Below are 15,649 nucleotides of genomic sequence, written 5' to 3' on the forward strand. Positions count from 1 at the left end.
GCGCCTTCAACGCCGATGCGGGCGCGGCGGAAGTAGCTGTCGATGCCCAGCTCCTTGCCGTCCACCAGGTTGTCCGGGTCGGTGACCATGCCGACGTCATACTGGATGCGGCCACGGACCTTGAAGGTGAAGCCACTGCCGGAGGACTGCGGCGCACCCTTCCAGCTGGTCTCGCCACCCTGCTCTTTCTTGGCGATCTGCGCTTTCAGCTCTTCCATCTGCGACTGCAGAGCCTGGAGCTGCTCTCGCAGCTGCTGGGTCTCGGATGGACCGGCTTCCTGCTGGGCCCATGCCGGCGCGGCGATAATGTTCGCCCCGACGAGCGCCGTCGCCAGCAGGACAGCGCGATACCTGTTCTTCGTGGTCATGAAATACCCTCACTGATTGGGTGCGTTGCAGGCCCGCATCTAAGGGCGTCGCGTGAATTTTCCGCGACAGAAACATGACAGTTTTGTTACGCAAGCACCCTGTCGAGGGCTGTGGCTTTAATACAACAGAAATAAAACGGTCATTTTAGCCCCCGCCGGACGGCGAGGCGGAGCATCAGCAAAGGCCGGCGGGTAGCGCGTTGTCATAAAAGGGTCAGCAAGCTGCCGCGCAACCCAAACGAAAACGGCACAACTGCGTTTCCGACAGCTGTGCCGTTTGGCTGATTTTCTGAAGGTAGGTTGCGCTTAGGCAGCGTTCTCGGCGGTATCGGCCGTCTCGACGCCCTCTTCGGGCTTGACCTTGCGAGGACGGCCACGGCGACGACGGCGGGGAGCCTCCTCGCCTTCGGCGGGAGCAGCGCCAGCCTCTTCCGCGCCGGCGGCCTCGGCAACCGGTTCCGCACGCGTCTCAGACGGAGCTTCCGGCGCAGCGGGCTCCAGGCCCAGGCTGTGCTGAACGCTCGGGCTGACATAGGCCGCCTGCGGCGCAGTCGTCTCGGTCACATCCTCATCGTAACCGCCCTCGTCGGTATCGCGGTCATCGCGATCCCGCGAGCGGGGCGCATCATCGTAGCGCGACCGGAACTCGGCCAGCACGCGATAGTAGTGATCGGCGTGCTGCATATAATATTCAGCGAGAATCCGGTCACCCGACGCCGTCGCGTCCCGCGCCAACGATTTGTATTTTTCCAGCAGTTGCTGAGCATTGCCGCGAATGCGCGCGTCGTTGCGGTTCCCCGCTTCCATCGGGCGACCGCCTGACTGTGCAGGGCGCCCACCGCCGCGTCCTCTACGGCGACCGCTTTGTCCGTTTCTCATTGACCCGTTCTCAAAAAAATTTTGCCCTTAGGGCAATCGCCCCATACGTCGGCGCACGTCGGGCGCCGTCATGCCCTGCAATCCGCGTTTTCGGAAATCAGGTGGCAGAGGAAACCATCAACCCTACCGACTTCGTGTCTAACCGTTTCCCGGCATCTTTCCAAGGAAATTCTCACCTCTCCAGCACTCGACGCAGCGGGGATGCCCGGCCAAGTCGTTGTGAACTCTGACAGACAAGCCGCAGGCCTCGGCGATGCGACCAACCGCCTCGGCCTGGGTGTAGCCGATCTCGAAAAAGGCGTGGCCCCGGGGCGAGAGGAGTCGGGCAAGCTCGGGGATGATACGCCGGTAATCGTCGAGCCCGTCCGGCCCCGCAAACAGAGCCGTCACAGGCTCAAACGCTGCAACTTCAGGTGAGAGGGCCTCCCCTTCGCCGATGTAGGGCGGGTTGGCGAGGATGCAATCGAATGTCCCGACAAGCGCCCCGGCCCAGTCTCCCACGATGAAGGCGGCACGCTCCTGAAGCCCCAGCCGCGCCGCGTTGTCGGCCGCCACCATCGCTGCCGCCTCCGAGCGGTCAACGCCAACCCCAAAACTGCCGGGGAATTCATGCAGCACGGAAAGCAGCAGGCAGCCGGAGCCGGTGCCAAGATCAAGCACGCGGGCGGGCCGCTCCTGCGGAAAGGCGCTCAGCGCCGCCTCGACGAGCGTTTCGCTGTCCGGCCGGGGGATGAGCGTGGCAGGCGTCACCCGGAAGTCGAGCGACCAGAATTCGCGCATGCCGGTGATGTAGGCCACCGGCTCATGGGTTTCGCGGCGGGCCACCAGCGCCTCGAAGGCGCGGACCTCCGCATCGGTGATCTCGCGGCTGGTGTCGATCAGCATGACAAGGCGCGGCATGCCCAGCACATGGGCCAGCAGCACCTCGGCATCCAGCCGGGGATCAAGAAGCCCTGCGGCGGCGAGTTGCCCCGCCGCCCGGCGCATGGCCTCAGCCCGCGTCATCCAGCTGGGCCAGCTTCTCGGCCTGATCCTCGTTGATGAGCGCCTGAATCAGCTCCTCCAGCGCCTCGCCTTCCAGAACCAGATCGAGCTTGTGAAGAGTGAGATTGATGCGGTGGTCCGTCACCCGGCCTTGCGGGAAGTTGTAGGTGCGGATGCGCTCCGACCGGTCGCCCGAGCCGACCTGCGACTTGCGGGCATCGGCCCGCTCCCGCGCGGCTTTCTCGCGCTCGATCTCATACAGCCGGGCACGCAGGATCTTCAGCGCCTTGGCCTTGTTCTTGTGCTGGCTCTTCTCGTCCTGCTGGCTCACCACAAGCCCGGTGGGCAGGTGGGTAATCCGCACGGCGGAGTCGGTGGTGTTGACCGACTGGCCGCCGGGACCGGAGGAGCGGAACACATCGATGCGAAGATCCTTTTCGTCGATCTGCACATCCACCTCTTCCGCCTCGGGCAGCACCGCGACGGTCGCGGCGGAGGTATGAATGCGCCCGCCCGATTCGGTGGCAGGCACGCGCTGGACGCGATGCACGCCGGATTCGAACTTCAGCTTGGCGAACACGCCCTGCCCGGTGATGGAGGCAACCACTTCCTTGTAGCCGCCCACGTCCGACGGCGAGGCGGAAATCATCTCCACCTTCCAGCCCTGGCTTTCGGCATAGCGGGTGTACATGCGGAACAAATCGCCCGCGAACAGTGCCGCCTCATCGCCGCCGGTGCCGGCGCGAATTTCAAGGATGGCGGATTTCTCGTCGGCCACGTCCTTGGGCAGCAGCATGATCTGCAGCGTGCGCTCGGCCTCGGGCAGTTGGGCCCTGAGGGCTTCCACCTCGTCGCGGGCCAGCGCCTTCATTTCGGCGTCCGCCCCGGCGTCGTTCAGCAGGCTTTCCGCTTCTTCCAGCTCGGTCGCCAGGCGAGCCAGCGCATTGGCCGCCTCGACCACCGGATTGAGCTCAGCATATTCCTTCGACAGCTTGACGAACCGGTCCGCCGAGGCAGACGGATCAGACATCTCGCGCGACAGCTCTGCATGGCGCAGGCGGATGCGATCGATCTTCGCTTGAGGGATGGAAGGCATGACTTAATCCCGATACGACTGCAACGCGACCTCGACCTCGGCCAGCGGCACGGCCCGCTGCTCACCGGTGGTCAGATCCTTCAGCATAAGTTCGCCCCGCGCCAGCTCGTCCTCACCCAAGATGAGGGCAACCGGACTGTGCGCGTCGTTCGCCCGCGAAAGGCGCTTCTTCATGTTGCCCCGAAAGCCCTGCTCCACCCGGAAGCCAAGGCGGCGCAGGCGGGCGGTGAGCGCGGTGGCCTCCCCTTGCGCGGCCTCGCCCAGCGGAATGACGGCAATGGGGCCCTTGCCTTGCGCGGGCAGGTCGACAAGCAGCGCCAGCCGCTCGATGCCCCCAGCCCAGCCGATAGCCGGTGTCGCTGGGCCGCCCAGCTGCTCGATGAGGCCGTCATAGCGCCCGCCGCCGATGACGGTCCCTTGCGCGCCGAGGTGAGTGGTCGTGAACTCGAAGGTGGTATGGCAGTAGTAATCGAGCCCGCGCACCAGCCGGGGCTGAACGACATAAGGAATGCCGACAGCCTCCAAACCCTTGAGCACGGTTTCGAAATACTGACCCGCGTCAAGCGAGAGGAACTGGTCGAGCAGCGGCGCGTCAGCCACCAGCTTTTTGTCGCCCTCGTCCTTCGAATCAAGAATACGAAGCGGGTTCTTCTCCAGCCGGTTGCGGCTGTCCTCGCCCAGCGCGTCGCGGTGTCCCGAGAAATAGTTCACCAGCGCATCCCGCCACTTGGCGCGGCTCTCGCCGTCGCCCAGCGTGTTGATCTCCAGCTGTACCTTGCCGGCCAGCCCCAGCTCGTCCAGCAGGTGGGCGGCCAGGGTAAGCAGCTCGATATCCGCCTGCGGTTCGCCCGCCCCCAGAATCTCGGCGTCGATCTGGTGGAACTGGCGGTAACGCCCCTTCTGCGGGCGCTCATAACGGAACATCGGGCCATGGGCCGCCAGCTTCAGCGGGGCCAGTTGCTGCCAGCCGTTGGAGATGAAGGCGCGACACAGGCCCGCCGTGAACTCCGGGCGCAGGGTGAGCGATTCGCCGCCCCGGTCCTCGAAGGTGTACATCTCCTTCGAGACCACGTCCGTCGCCTCGCCGATGCCACGGGCAAACAGTTCGGTGAATTCGAAAATCGGCGTATCGACCGGCTGGAACCCGTAAAGCCTGGCGAGACGATGGAAGGTTTCCACCACCTTGGCAAAACGCTGTGCATCTTCACCGAAAAGGTCACGCGTGCCACGCACGGGCTGAAGCTTGGACATGCCGATCAATCTCCTTCGAGCGGCGCTTATAGAAACAAAAGCGGCCCGGTGGAAATGCTGAGTTAAAGGCCGGGCCGCCAGAAAGCCCCGCACATACGGGCAATAGCGCGAGACGAGACGGCCCGCCCCCGGAACAGCAATGCCTGCCCCGGCGTTGACCGGCCAGGGTCCATCCTTCGTTCCGGGAGAACGCCATGCTGCCGCCGACTACCCGTCGCGTCGTCGACAACTCGTCCGCCGTTGCCAACGCCCGCATTCGCGACCGCACCGAGCGTCGCCTGATGTACTACGCGCGCAACCCGGAGCTGATCGACGGGCGACTGCGCGAACTGGACCGGGAGTGGGACATCGAACGCATGGTGGAGACCAGCTCCTCCACCCTGTCCCTGGCAGGGTTCGTGCTGGCCGTTGCCCGCCGCGACCGTCGCTGGCTGCTGCTCCCGTTCGGCGTTTCCGCCTTCATGCTGCAACACGCCCTGCAAGGCTGGTGCCCGCCCATCCCGCTGCTGCGCCGCCTCGGCGTTCGTACCGCCAGCGAGATCGATGCCGAACGCTACGCCCTCAAGGCCCTGCGCGGCGACTTTGGACCCGGCGCCCGCCGCCCCGGCAGCTTTCGCCAGCTCGCCCGCCAGGCGCTGGAGGCGGCAAGCGCCAGCTGATGGGCAGAGGGCTTTCGTTTTTTCCGATTTGCAGGAGGGTCATGGCCCCTCCTGCACCTCCCTTGCTTTTTATCAGGGCGTGCGCGGCATGAAGGACTCGGCCCGATAATGATCGAATAAAAAGGGCCGCACCCGTCATCACGGGCACGGCTCTTTGAAACGACCAGGGGGTCGCGGGGGAACTAGTTCCCCCTGCATATAACAGCCCTACGCTGCGGAGGCGGCGCCCTCGGCGGCAGCCTTGGCGGCTTCGATTTCGGCGGCCTTCTGTTCGACCAGCTTTACGATGTGGTCGACCATGGTGGCGTCTTCGATGTGATGGTCGGTGACGCCGGAGAGGTAGACCATGTGCTTGCCATTACCGCCGCCGGTGACGCCGATGTCGGTCTCCCGCGCTTCGCCCGGCCCGTTGACGACGCAGCCGATGATGGAGAGGGAGAGCGGGGTCTGGATGTGGCGCAGCCGCTCCTCCAACACCTCGACGGTTTTGATGACCTGGAAGCCCTGCCGGGCGCAGGACGGGCAGGAGACGATCCGCACGCCGCGATGGCGAATGCCGAGCGACTTCAGCATTTCAAAGCCGACGCGCACCTCTTCCTCCGGCGGGGCGGAGAGGGATACGCGGATGGTATCGCCGATGCCCGACCACAGGAGCATGCCCATGCCGATGGAGGATTTGACCGTGCCGCCGATCATGCTGCCCGCCTCGGTGATGCCAAGGTGCAGCGGGTAATCGCAGGCCTCCGCCAACCCCTGATAGGCGGCAACGGCGAGGAACACGTCCGACGCCTTCACCGAGATCTTGGTCTCGAAGAAGTCTGCGTCTTCCAGCAGCTTCACGTGCTCCAGCGCGGACTCGACCATCGCTTCCGGGCAGGGCTCGCCGTATTTCTCCAAGAGGTGCTTCTCCAGCGAACCGGCGTTGACGCCGATGCGGATAGAGCAGCCGTTGGCCTTGGCAGCGCGCACCACTTCCCGAACCCGCTCGGCCGAGCCGATGTTGCCGGGGTTGATGCGAAGGCAGGCTGCGCCGGCATCCGCCGCCTCAAGCGCGCGCTTGTAGTGGAAGTGGATATCCGCCACCAGCGGCACGCGGGCCGCACGGGCGATCTGCTTGAACGCCGCCGTTGAGTCCTCATCCGGGCAGGAGACGCGAATAATGTCCGCCCCCGCCTCTTCGCAGCGGCGGATCTGCTCGATGGTGGCCTTGGCATCGGCGGTGATGGTGTTGGTCATGGTCTGCACGGTGATGGGCGCATCGCCCCCCCACCGGTACGTTGCCAACCATGATCTGCCGGCTTTTCCGGCGCTGGATATCCCGCCAGGGGCGCACGCTCATGTCAGAACCTCTGAAATACTGGAGGCGGCCAATCGCCAATCGCCCCCTATATAGCGATGCTGGCGCCGAATGTCGAAAAATGGCGTGCCGCCTGCGGCGTTTCTGCCTGTCCCCTGAAAAGCAAAACGCCCGGCGCAGGGCCGGGCGCAATGCCATCATGAGGAAACTTGCGGTTAGCGGGTCGAAGCAGCCCCGGAGGACGAGGCATTGTTCGAGGCCGCGCTGCCGGCTGCCAGCCGGCGCAGCGAGTCCGGCGCCAGGTCGATGTTGCGAACCACTTCGCCCCGGCCACCCAGCGGCGGCAGGACCGTATCGCCAACCTGAATCTCAACCGCGCCGGCATTGCCAGTCATCAGCTTGAGGTTGGGCAGGCTCGGCACCCGATAGGTCTCGCCCGCCTTCATGATGCCGATTTTGACCGCGCCGCTGACGCCATCGGAAATCCGCACCCAGCTGTCCTCGATCGCCCGGATAATAACCGGGCCGCTGTTGATGACCTGGGCGGCAGCGGCTGCCTGCGCCTCCGCCTTGTCCTGTGCTGTCACGGCTGCGGAATTATCGGCAGGCGCGGCGGTCTCGCCGGTTGCATCACCAGCCGAGGTGGCGTCCGTTGCCGTCGCATCACCCTGAGCAGCGGTTGCGCCCGCGGCCCCGCTGGCAGCAGCCTCGCCGCCAGTCTCATCGATCGTAACCGCGTCCGCCATGGCCAGCTCGGTTTCCGGGGTCTCCGGCGCCGGGCTCGACGACCGGTCGGTCCACAGCCACCATACGCCAAGCGCCGCCACGGCAATGACGATACCGCCGAGCACCAACGACTTGGAGGGAATGCGGCTCTCATCGAGCGGCTCGGGAAAATACACCTGCTCGGAAGGCGTCAGGCGGCTGGTCTCCGCCTTGAACTGGGCGCACACCATATCCGGCGACAGCCCGAGCAGTTTGGCATAGTTGCGTACGAAACCGACCGCGAAAGGAAGCGCGGGCAGCTTCTCATGCTGGTCATCTTCAATGGCACAGAGGAAGCGGGCGGGGATACGCGTCTCCGCCGCAATGTCGCTGACCTCCATACCAAGCTCAAGACGGCGTGTCCGCAGCAACTGCCCCACGGACATCGCAGTTCCCCCTGCACCAGCGCTGGAATCCGTCAAGGCAGTCATCCGCTTCTCCACAGGTCGCCGGCCTTGTCAGCGACCGATTGGTGATCTTGCACAAACCCCTGAAGGTTGACGGCGTTCAACACCGTCTTTTTCCTTCGCCCCACCCATTAGAGTGACAGCGCAGTTTACCTTGTCAATAACGGTTTAGGGTTTCTGCCCACATTTTCCGCACAACAGCAAGGGCCGGCGCGTAAAATTACGGCCAATTGTTGGTTAACAAGGATGACACTATAATTCTCGTGCCGCCTGGCCTCGCTTCAAGCCAGGCCGAGAGCCACTCGGAACATCTCTCGGCCGTTGAACGATCCAGTTAACGAACCGTTCATTTTTATCGTTCGGCAACGGCTGCGCCGCTTTACTTGCCGGTGGCAGAATTATTCCAGGGGAATATTCTCTTCGCGGGCAAAGCGCCGCAATTCACCACGAATGTCCGCCGATGGCCGGGCCAGCAATTCCTGCATCAACGCTCGCAGGCGGCCGAGATGCGTGTTGCGGACCACCATCTTGATCGGCCCGATGGCCGCCGGGGTAATGGAGAGGCGGCGCACGCCAAGACCCAGGAGCGCCATGGCCTCCAGCGGGCGCCCGCCCATCTCGCCGCACACCGAGACGGTTTTGTCAGCCACGGCCGCCTGGTCGATGACGAACTTCAGAAAGCGCAGGATGCCGGGCGACACCCAATCATAGCGATCCGCCAGCTTGGGGTTGGAGCGATCCGCCGCCAACAGGAACTGGATAAGATCGTTGGTGCCGATGGAGAGGAAATCGATATGCGGCAGCAGCGCATCCAGCCGCCAGGCGAGCGCCGGCACTTCCATCATCACGCCGTAGTGGATTTCCGAAGGCAGCGGCAGGCCACGGCCTCGCAAGTAACTGGCCTGCTCCTCCACGATGGCACGGGCCTGTTCGAACTCCCAAGGCTCCGTCACCATGGGGAACATGAGGTTCAGCTTCTGGCCGGCCGCCGCATCCAGCAGCGCGCGCGCCTGCACCTTTAAAAGACCGCTGCGCTCCAGCGCCACGCGCAGGGCGCGCCAGCCCATGGCCGGGTTCTCCTCCGGTCCGTCGTCCTGCAGGTAGGGCACGGCCTTATCGCCGCCGATATCAACGGTGCGGAAAATCACCGGCCTGTCGCCCGCCGCCTGGAGGACGGCCGAATAAAGCCGGGTCTGCGCCTCGCGACGCGGCAGGGTGGCGGAGACCAGGAACTGGAACTCGGTGCGGAACAGGCCGATGCCGTCCGCATTGGTGACATCCAGCCCCGGCAGGTCGACGCGCAGGCCGGCGTTCATCATCAGCTCGATGCGCTGGCCGTCGAGGCTGATCGCCGGCAGATCGCGCAGCTTGGCATAGGCCGCCTGCCGCTCCTGCCGCAGGGCGACATGGGCCTCGAACTGACGCACCACATCGGGCGCGGGACGCACGAACAGCGTATCGTTGCTGCCGTCCAGCAGCAGCGGATCGCCCTCGTCCACCACCTCGCGGACCTGCTTGATGCGCCCGAGCATGGGGATGCCCATGGCGCGGGCGAGAATGGTGACGTGCGCCGTCGGCGACCCCTCCTCCAGCACCACGCCTTTCAGGAACCGCCGGTCGTATTCCAGCAACTCGGCGGGGCCAAGATTCTTGGCGATGAGGATGGTGTCCTGCGTCAGGCCGGTCTGGGCGGCCGTCCCCATTTGCCCCGCAACGATACGAAGCAGGCGGTTGGCCAGATCGTCCAGGTCATGAAGCCGTTCCAGGAAGAACGGGTCCTTGGTGTTCCGCATGGTGACGCGCGTGCGTTGCTGCACCCGCTCGATGGCGGCCTCGGCGGTCAGGCCGCTTTCGATCGCCTCATTGATGCGGCGCGCCCAGCCCTCATCAAAGGCGAACATCTTGTAGGTCTCAAGGATTTCCTCATGCTCGCCAGGGGCGGCGAACTCCGCCTGGCTCATCATGCGATCGATCTGGGCGCGCATGGTCTGGAAAGCGGTGCGGACGCGCAGCTTCTCCGTCTCGATGTCCTCGGCGACGGTGTGCTCAACGACTACACGCGGCTCATGCATCACGGCGACGCCCCGCGCCAGACCATCCACCAGCCGGGTGCCGGTGAGCCGCACCGGTCCGGTGCTCTGGGCGCGCACGCTGGCAATGGCGTCCTCGTCCACCAGCCGGGAGTTCGCGATCATCTCCGCCAGCACCATGGCGACGGTCTGCAGCGCCTCGATTTCCTCGTCCTCGTACTGGCGCTGCTCCATGTGCTGCACGCACAAAACGCCCAGCGCCTGCCCGCGCCGCAGGATCGGCACGCCGGCAAAGCTGTGGTACAGGTCCTCGCCCGTTTCCGGACGGTAGGCAAAGTCAGCGTGCGCCCGGGCCTCGGCCAGATTAAGCGGCTCGCCGTTGCGGGCAATGTTGCCGACCAGCCCCTCGCTCAGCGCGAGACGCGTGACATGCACCGCGTCCTGCGACAACCCCTCGGTGGCAAACAACTCGAGCCGGCCATCGCGCAGGAGATAGATGGAGCAGACCTCGCTCGCCATCGCCTCCGCAATGGCCCGCACGACCTGATTGAGCTTGGCCTGCACGCTGCCGCGCGAGGCCATGACATCATGGAGACGGCGCAGAATGGCGCGCGGCGCGGAGACGACGGGCGCCGACGGGCTCACGCAACATCCTCCATCGCGCGGCCCGTCAGGAAGGCGGCCGCCTGATCCATTAGCTCCTTGACGATTTCCGCCACCGGCTGCTCGGCCTTGACCATGCCGACCGACTGGCCCGCCATCAGCGAGCCGGTATCCACATCGCCATCGACCACCGCGCGGCGCAGGGCGCCGGCCCAGTAGTGCTCGATCTCCAGCTGACCGGCGGCAAGGTCCAGCTCGCCCCGGTCCACCCGCTCGATGATGCGGCGCTGGGCCTGCATGAACTCCTCTGCGCCCTGGTTCTTGAGCGCGCGCACCGGAATGACCGGGAAGCGCGGGTCAAGCTGCACCGAGGCGATGGCATCGCGGGCCGAGGCCCGGATGAACGCCTTCTTGAAGTTGGGGTGGGCGATGGACTCGGTCGCGCACACGAACCGGGTGCCGAGCTGCACGCCCGCCGCGCCCATTTCCAGGTAGCTGGCGATGGCCTCGCCCCGGCCGATGCCGCCCGCGACGAACACGGGAACATCGGTGATGTGCGGCAGGATCTCCTGCGCCAGCACGGTCAGCGACACCGGGCCGATGTGGCCGCCCGCCTCCGAACCCTCGATGACCAGCGCGTCAACGCCCGAGCGCACCAGTTTCTTGGCCAGCGCGAGCGCGGGCGCGAAGCAGATGACCTTGGCGCCGCCGGTCTTCGCCCGCTCGATCGCCTCGCCCGGCGGCAAGCCGCCGGCCAGTACGATGTGGGTGACGCCCTCGGCAATGCAGGCGTCGACCATTTCCAAGAGCTGCGGGTGCAGGGTGATGAGATTGACGCCGAAGGGACTGGAAGTCAGCGCGCGGGTGGCGCGGATTTCCTCGCGCAACCGTTCCGGCTGCATGGCGCCGCTCGCCAGCACGCCGAAGCCGCCCGCGTTGGAGATGGCGGCGACCAGGTTGCGTTCGGACACCCATGTCATCGCGCCGCCCAGGATGGCGTAGCGGCTGCCGAAGAAGGCAGCGCCGCGCGCCATCAGCGACTCAAGCCGCGCGGCGCCGGAAGCGGTTGCCGGTGCCGTCATGCGGCGGCATCCAGGCCATAGGCGGTGTGCAGGGCGCGCACGGCCAGCTCGGTGTATTCCTCGGCAATGAGGATGCTGATCTTGATCTCGGAGGTGGAGATCACCTGGATGTTGATGCCGCGGTCCGCCAGCGCCTTGAACATGGTCTGGGCGACGCCCGCGTGGCTCTTCATGCCAACGCCGACGACGGAAACCTTGGAGACCGCATCATCGGACCGCAGGCCCGCATAGCCCAGCTCGCCCCGGTGCTTCTCCAGCACGTCGAGCACGCGCGGCAGGTCGGTGCGCGGCACGGTGAAGGTGACGTCAGTGGTCTTGCTGTCCTGAGCGACGTTCTGGACGATCATGTCCACGTTCACGTTGGCGTCGGCCAGCGGGGAGAAGATGGCCGCGACAACGCCCGGCCGGTCCGGCACGCCCGAGAGCGTGATCTTCGCCTCGTTCCGGCTGTAGGCTACACCTGCAATCAGTTCCTGTTCCACGATCTCATCCTCATCCACGACCATCGTGCCAGGCAAGTCCTCAAATGAGGATAGCACCTGGACGCGTACCTTTTCTTTCATCGCCAGCTCGACAGAGCGGGTCTGGAGCACCTTGGCGCCGACGCTGGCGAGCTCCAGCATCTCCTCGTAGGTAATCTTGTCGAGCTTGCGGGCCTTCGGCACGATGCGGGGGTCGGTGGTATAGACGCCGTCCACATCGGTATAGATATCGCAGCGATCCGCCTTCAGCGCGGCGGCCAGCGCTACGGCGCTGGTATCCGAGCCGCCACGGCCGAGGGTGGTGATGCGGTTGTCCGGTCCCAGCCCCTGGAACCCGGCGACGACGGCCACCTGGCCGGTCATCATGCGGGTGATGACCTCATCGGTGTTGATCGACTGGATACGGGCTGCACCATGCGCCCCGTCGGTCTCGACCGCCAGCTGCCAGCCCAGCCACGAGCGGGCCGGCACGCCCATCGACTGAAGCACGATCGAAAGCAAGCCGGTCGTCACCTGTTCGCCAGTGGACACAACCGTGTCATACTCGCGGGCGTCATAAAGGGTAGCGGCCTCGCGGCAGAAGCCGACAAGCCGGTCCGTCTCACCCGACATGGCCGAGACAACCACTGCTACTTCGTTCCCACGGTCAACCTCGGCCTTCACGCGCCGGGCGACGTTGCGGATCCGGTCCAGATTGGCGACAGAGGTGCCGCCGAATTTCATTACAATGCGCGCCATGTCGTCGCGACGATCCCTAGTTGAAAGTGCGCGCTCTTGATAGAAAGTGCCGATGATGAACGCAAGCAAAGCTCCAAGCCCTTCGACAATCAATGAGGGCGAAATCGAAAAGTTTTCGGCCCTGGCTGCCCAGTGGTGGGATCCTCACGGCCCGATGGCCCCGCTGCACCGGCTGGGTCCGGCGCGGATGGGCTATATCCGGGATGCCGCCTGCGCCCATTTCGGCCGTGATACGGGCCAGCTTCGGCCGCTCAAGGGCCTAACCGCGCTGGATGTGGGCTGCGGCGCAGGAATCGTGACGGAGTCGCTCGCCCGCATGGGCGCAACCGCCACCGGTCTCGATGCCAGCACGGACGCCGTGGCCGCCGGTCGGGTCCACGCCGAGGAAAGCGGCCTTGCCATCGATTACCGCGCCGGCACGGCCGAGAGCCTTGCCGAGGAGGGCCGCAGGTTCGACCTCATCACCGCGCTTGAAGTGGTGGAGCATGTGGCGGACGTCGATCTGTTCCTCGGCGCGCTCAGCCGCCTTCTCGCCCCTGGCGGGCTGCTGGTTTTCTCGACGCCCAACCGCACGCCGCAATCCTACCTCTCCGTCATCGTGGCGGCGGAGCGGGTGTTGCACTGGGTGCCCGAGGGCACGCACGACTGGAAGGCGTTCATCACGCCCGAGGAACTGACGTGCAAGCTGGCGCAGGCGGGGCTGCACGTCACCGACCTGAAGGGGCTGAGCTACTCGCTCGTCAACCGCACCTTCTCGGTCACGCGCGATACCAGCATCAACTATATCGGCACGGCCGTCGCCAAGCCTTGAGGAAGCGCTTGGGGTTGAGAGGACCCGCCAACGCCGCCCATCCTCACGGCAATGGGCGACAGATTTGCCGCACCCGAAGGAGAACGCCGCTGGCCAGAAGGCCCGGCCGGCCAATCGAATGGGCGTGGCGAATGGCCATAGGGGGGCCAAACCCCATGGATCAGAAACAGAAAAGCCGGCACGCTGAGAGGCGCACCGGCTCTTCTCGTACCTGCTCAGACGAGGCTTACAAGAAGCGGGCTACCACGTCGCGGTAGCTGCGGGACACCTTCACCTGCGCGCCGGAGGAGAGGATGAGGTAGCACTCCCCGTTGGTATGGGGACGCACCTGCCGCACCTGATCGAGATTGACGATGGTAGAGCGGTGGATGCGGCGGAACTTGCGCGGATCGAGGCGGCGCTCCAGATCCTTCATGGTCTCGCGCAGGATGAGGGTCTGACCGCCAGTGTGGATACACATGTAGTCGCCGGCCGCATCGATGCGCTCGATGCTCTCCACGTCCACCCGGAAGATCTGGCCCCGGTCCTTCACGTTCAGCAGCTTTTCGTAGCGGCCCGGCCCTACGTCCTCCTGCGTGTTGGAAACGGCCTGGGGCGCAACGGTCTTGAGCAGGTTCCGCAGGCGACCGGTCTCGTCGGACGCGCGGCGCTCGGCCAACCGCTCGCGCACCCGCTGAAGGGTGGCGGCGAGACGGGCCTCATCGACCGGCTTTAACAGGTAGTCCAGCGCCTGCGCCTCGAATGCCTTCAGCGCGAACTCGTCAAAGGCCGTCACGAACACGATCAGCGGCGGCTCAATGTCCATCAGCCCTTCGATGACGCCAAAGCCGTCGAACCCCGGCATCTGCACGTCGAGGAACACCAGGTCCGGCTTGTGCGTCTTGATCGAGCGGATGGCCTCCCGGCCATTGCGGCAGCGATCGACAATCTCGACGTCCGGGTGGCTGGCAAGGCGGAGTTCCAGCCCCTGAATGGCAAGCGCCTCGTCATCCACCAAGATCGTACGAATGGTCATTCTGCAGCCTCCATATCGACTGATGCGCGCCCCGCACGCTGGAAGGGGATCTCTATTCGTACCACAACCCCGTGCGGCTCGTTTGCGCCAAGTTCGAAGCGGTGATCGTCGCCATAGGCCTGGGTGAGCCGGTCTCGAATGTTTGCCAGACCAACGCCGCTGCTGCCCGAGTGTTTCGTGCCAGCACTAAAACCGGGGCCGGTGTCGGAGACGGTGACGCACAGGCGGCCGCCCAGCACCTCGGCCTTGAGGTGGATATCCGCCCCGTCCTCCGATGGCGCAACGGCGTACTTGATGGCGTTCTCAATGAGTGGCTGAAGCAGCAGCGAGGGCAGCAGCGCCTCCTGCGCGGCGGGCGAAACCTCGAAACGCACGCGCAGCCGGTCCTCGAAGCGCATCCGCTCGATGTCCAGATACAGCTGGAGCGCCCGCACCTCCTGCTCCAGCGACACCATGTGGCTGGGCTCGCCCACCAGCGAGTAGCGCAGGAAGGAGGACAGGCGGCTCAGCATGGCGTTGGCCCGGTCCGTTTCCTTCAGCATCACAAGGGTGGAGATGGAGTTGAGGGTGTTGAAAAGGAAGTGGGGGTTGAGCTGATAGCGTAGCATTTTCAGCTGCGCGGCATGGGCCTGCGCCGAGAGGGCCAGCATGCTCTCCATCTGGTGGCGCAGCATAAGATAGTAGTTGATGCTGTAGTAAAGCGCCGTCCAGGCGGTGAGCACCGTCACGTCGATGAGGATGGTGCCGAGAAACTGGAGGCCATGCGGCTCCCAGGTGGGGGCGAAGAAGATGGAGAAGCCCCACACCTCGATGATCGAGAACGGCGCGGCGCACAGAAACACGACAAACGCGCTGACGCTCCAGACAACAGGCGCGCGGTAGCGCACGATGTGGCGGAACACCGCCGCCATGATGAGCGAGAGCGAGAAGCCGGTGGCCGTGCTGATGAGCGTGGGGGCCAGATACTCCAGCCCCATCTTGTTGACGAGGCCGTTGAGGAAACGCAACAGGCCGTAGCCCAGCCAGCCGCAGCTCTGGAGAATCCAGAACGCGCGGTCTTTCCGCATGAAGAATTGTTCGATCCAGGGCTCGCCGCGGTCAGCCATTGTTTAAGTCTAACACCACAGGCCGGCCCTATGGGACAGCGGACGTGCGACGAACCGTTGGGCGCGCACGTCCAAG

Annotated in this window: 13 protein-coding genes and 1 pseudogene (1 of these 14 cut by a window edge); 2 read left to right on the top strand and 12 right to left on the bottom strand. The window is 65.2% G+C overall.

Annotated elements, in window-relative coordinates:
• The 5 genes from L0C21_RS00080 to hisS form a co-directional block, all read right to left on the bottom strand.
• Window positions 1-368 carry the start of a porin gene (locus L0C21_RS00080; RefSeq protein WP_259276440.1) on the bottom strand. The gene continues 571 nt to the left of window position 1, outside the view, so the window shows 368 of its 939 coding nt (coding positions 1-368); it begins with the start codon at window positions 366-368; its stop codon lies beyond the left edge, outside the window.
• Between the two features lie 306 nt (window positions 369-674).
• Window positions 675-1,247 carry a DUF4167 domain-containing protein gene (locus L0C21_RS00085; RefSeq protein WP_259276441.1) on the bottom strand — a complete coding sequence of 191 codons (573 nt, stop codon included), beginning with the start codon at window positions 1,245-1,247 and terminating at the stop codon, window positions 675-677.
• A gap of 138 nt (window positions 1,248-1,385) precedes the next feature.
• Window positions 1,386-2,252 (bottom strand): peptide chain release factor N(5)-glutamine methyltransferase, encoded by an 867-nt coding sequence (gene prmC / locus L0C21_RS00090; RefSeq protein WP_259276442.1) that lies wholly within the window; start codon window positions 2,250-2,252, stop codon window positions 1,386-1,388.
• A complete protein-coding gene (prfA, locus tag L0C21_RS00095; protein WP_259276443.1) occupies window positions 2,239-3,327 on the bottom strand; it encodes a peptide chain release factor 1 in 1,089 nt (362 codons plus the stop codon). Before prfA ends, prmC begins: the two co-directional genes overlap by 14 nt.
• A gap of 3 nt (window positions 3,328-3,330) precedes the next feature.
• On the bottom strand, window positions 3,331-4,578 hold the full coding sequence (hisS, locus tag L0C21_RS00100) for a histidine--tRNA ligase (RefSeq protein ID WP_259276444.1): 1,248 nt from the start codon (window positions 4,576-4,578) through the stop codon (window positions 3,331-3,333).
• A gap of 194 nt (window positions 4,579-4,772) precedes the next feature.
• Here hisS and L0C21_RS00105 point away from each other — a divergent pair, with 194 nt between their 5' ends.
• Window positions 4,773-5,237, top strand: coding sequence for a hypothetical protein (locus L0C21_RS00105; RefSeq protein WP_259276445.1), 465 nt, complete (start codon window positions 4,773-4,775; stop codon window positions 5,235-5,237).
• Window positions 5,238-5,444: 207 nt separating this feature from the next.
• Here the strand turns inward: L0C21_RS00105 and ispG are convergent.
• The 5 genes and pseudogenes from ispG to L0C21_RS00130 form a co-directional block, all read right to left on the bottom strand.
• A pseudogene (gene ispG / locus L0C21_RS00110) lies at window positions 5,445-6,576 on the bottom strand (flavodoxin-dependent (E)-4-hydroxy-3-methylbut-2-enyl-diphosphate synthase).
• A gap of 173 nt (window positions 6,577-6,749) precedes the next feature.
• Window positions 6,750-7,730 (bottom strand): helix-turn-helix domain-containing protein, encoded by a 981-nt coding sequence (locus L0C21_RS00115; protein WP_259276446.1) that lies wholly within the window; start codon window positions 7,728-7,730, stop codon window positions 6,750-6,752.
• Between the two features lie 374 nt (window positions 7,731-8,104).
• Window positions 8,105-10,318, bottom strand: coding sequence for a phosphoenolpyruvate--protein phosphotransferase (ptsP, locus tag L0C21_RS00120; protein ID WP_259278768.1), 2,214 nt, complete (start codon window positions 10,316-10,318; stop codon window positions 8,105-8,107).
• Between the two features lie 59 nt (window positions 10,319-10,377).
• On the bottom strand, window positions 10,378-11,421 hold the full coding sequence (locus L0C21_RS00125; protein ID WP_259276447.1) for an NAD(P)H-dependent flavin oxidoreductase: 1,044 nt from the start codon (window positions 11,419-11,421) through the stop codon (window positions 10,378-10,380).
• On the bottom strand, window positions 11,418-12,641 hold the full coding sequence (locus L0C21_RS00130; protein ID WP_259276448.1) for an aspartate kinase: 1,224 nt from the start codon (window positions 12,639-12,641) through the stop codon (window positions 11,418-11,420). The genes L0C21_RS00125 and L0C21_RS00130 overlap by 4 nt, the downstream gene beginning before the upstream one ends.
• Window positions 12,642-12,696: 55 nt before the next feature.
• On the opposite strand from L0C21_RS00130, the gene ubiG reads away from it, so the two are divergent.
• A complete protein-coding gene (ubiG, locus tag L0C21_RS00135; RefSeq protein WP_259278769.1) occupies window positions 12,697-13,452 on the top strand; it encodes a bifunctional 2-polyprenyl-6-hydroxyphenol methylase/3-demethylubiquinol 3-O-methyltransferase UbiG in 756 nt (251 codons plus the stop codon).
• A 226-nt stretch (window positions 13,453-13,678) separates the two neighbouring features.
• Here the strand turns inward: ubiG and L0C21_RS00140 are convergent, their stop codons facing one another.
• Both L0C21_RS00140 and L0C21_RS00145 read right to left on the bottom strand, forming a co-directional pair.
• Entirely contained in the window at window positions 13,679-14,467 is a 789-nt protein-coding gene (locus L0C21_RS00140) for a LytR/AlgR family response regulator transcription factor (protein ID WP_259276449.1), read from the bottom strand.
• A complete protein-coding gene (locus L0C21_RS00145) occupies window positions 14,464-15,573 on the bottom strand; it encodes a sensor histidine kinase (RefSeq protein WP_259276450.1) in 1,110 nt (369 codons plus the stop codon). Before L0C21_RS00145 ends, L0C21_RS00140 begins: the two co-directional genes overlap by 4 nt.
• Window positions 15,574-15,649 lie beyond the last annotated feature (76 nt).

The sequence above is a fragment of the Pedomonas mirosovicensis genome (assembly GCF_022569295.1).
Taxonomy (GTDB): domain Bacteria; phylum Pseudomonadota; class Alphaproteobacteria; order Sphingomonadales; family Sphingomonadaceae; genus Pedomonas; species Pedomonas mirosovicensis.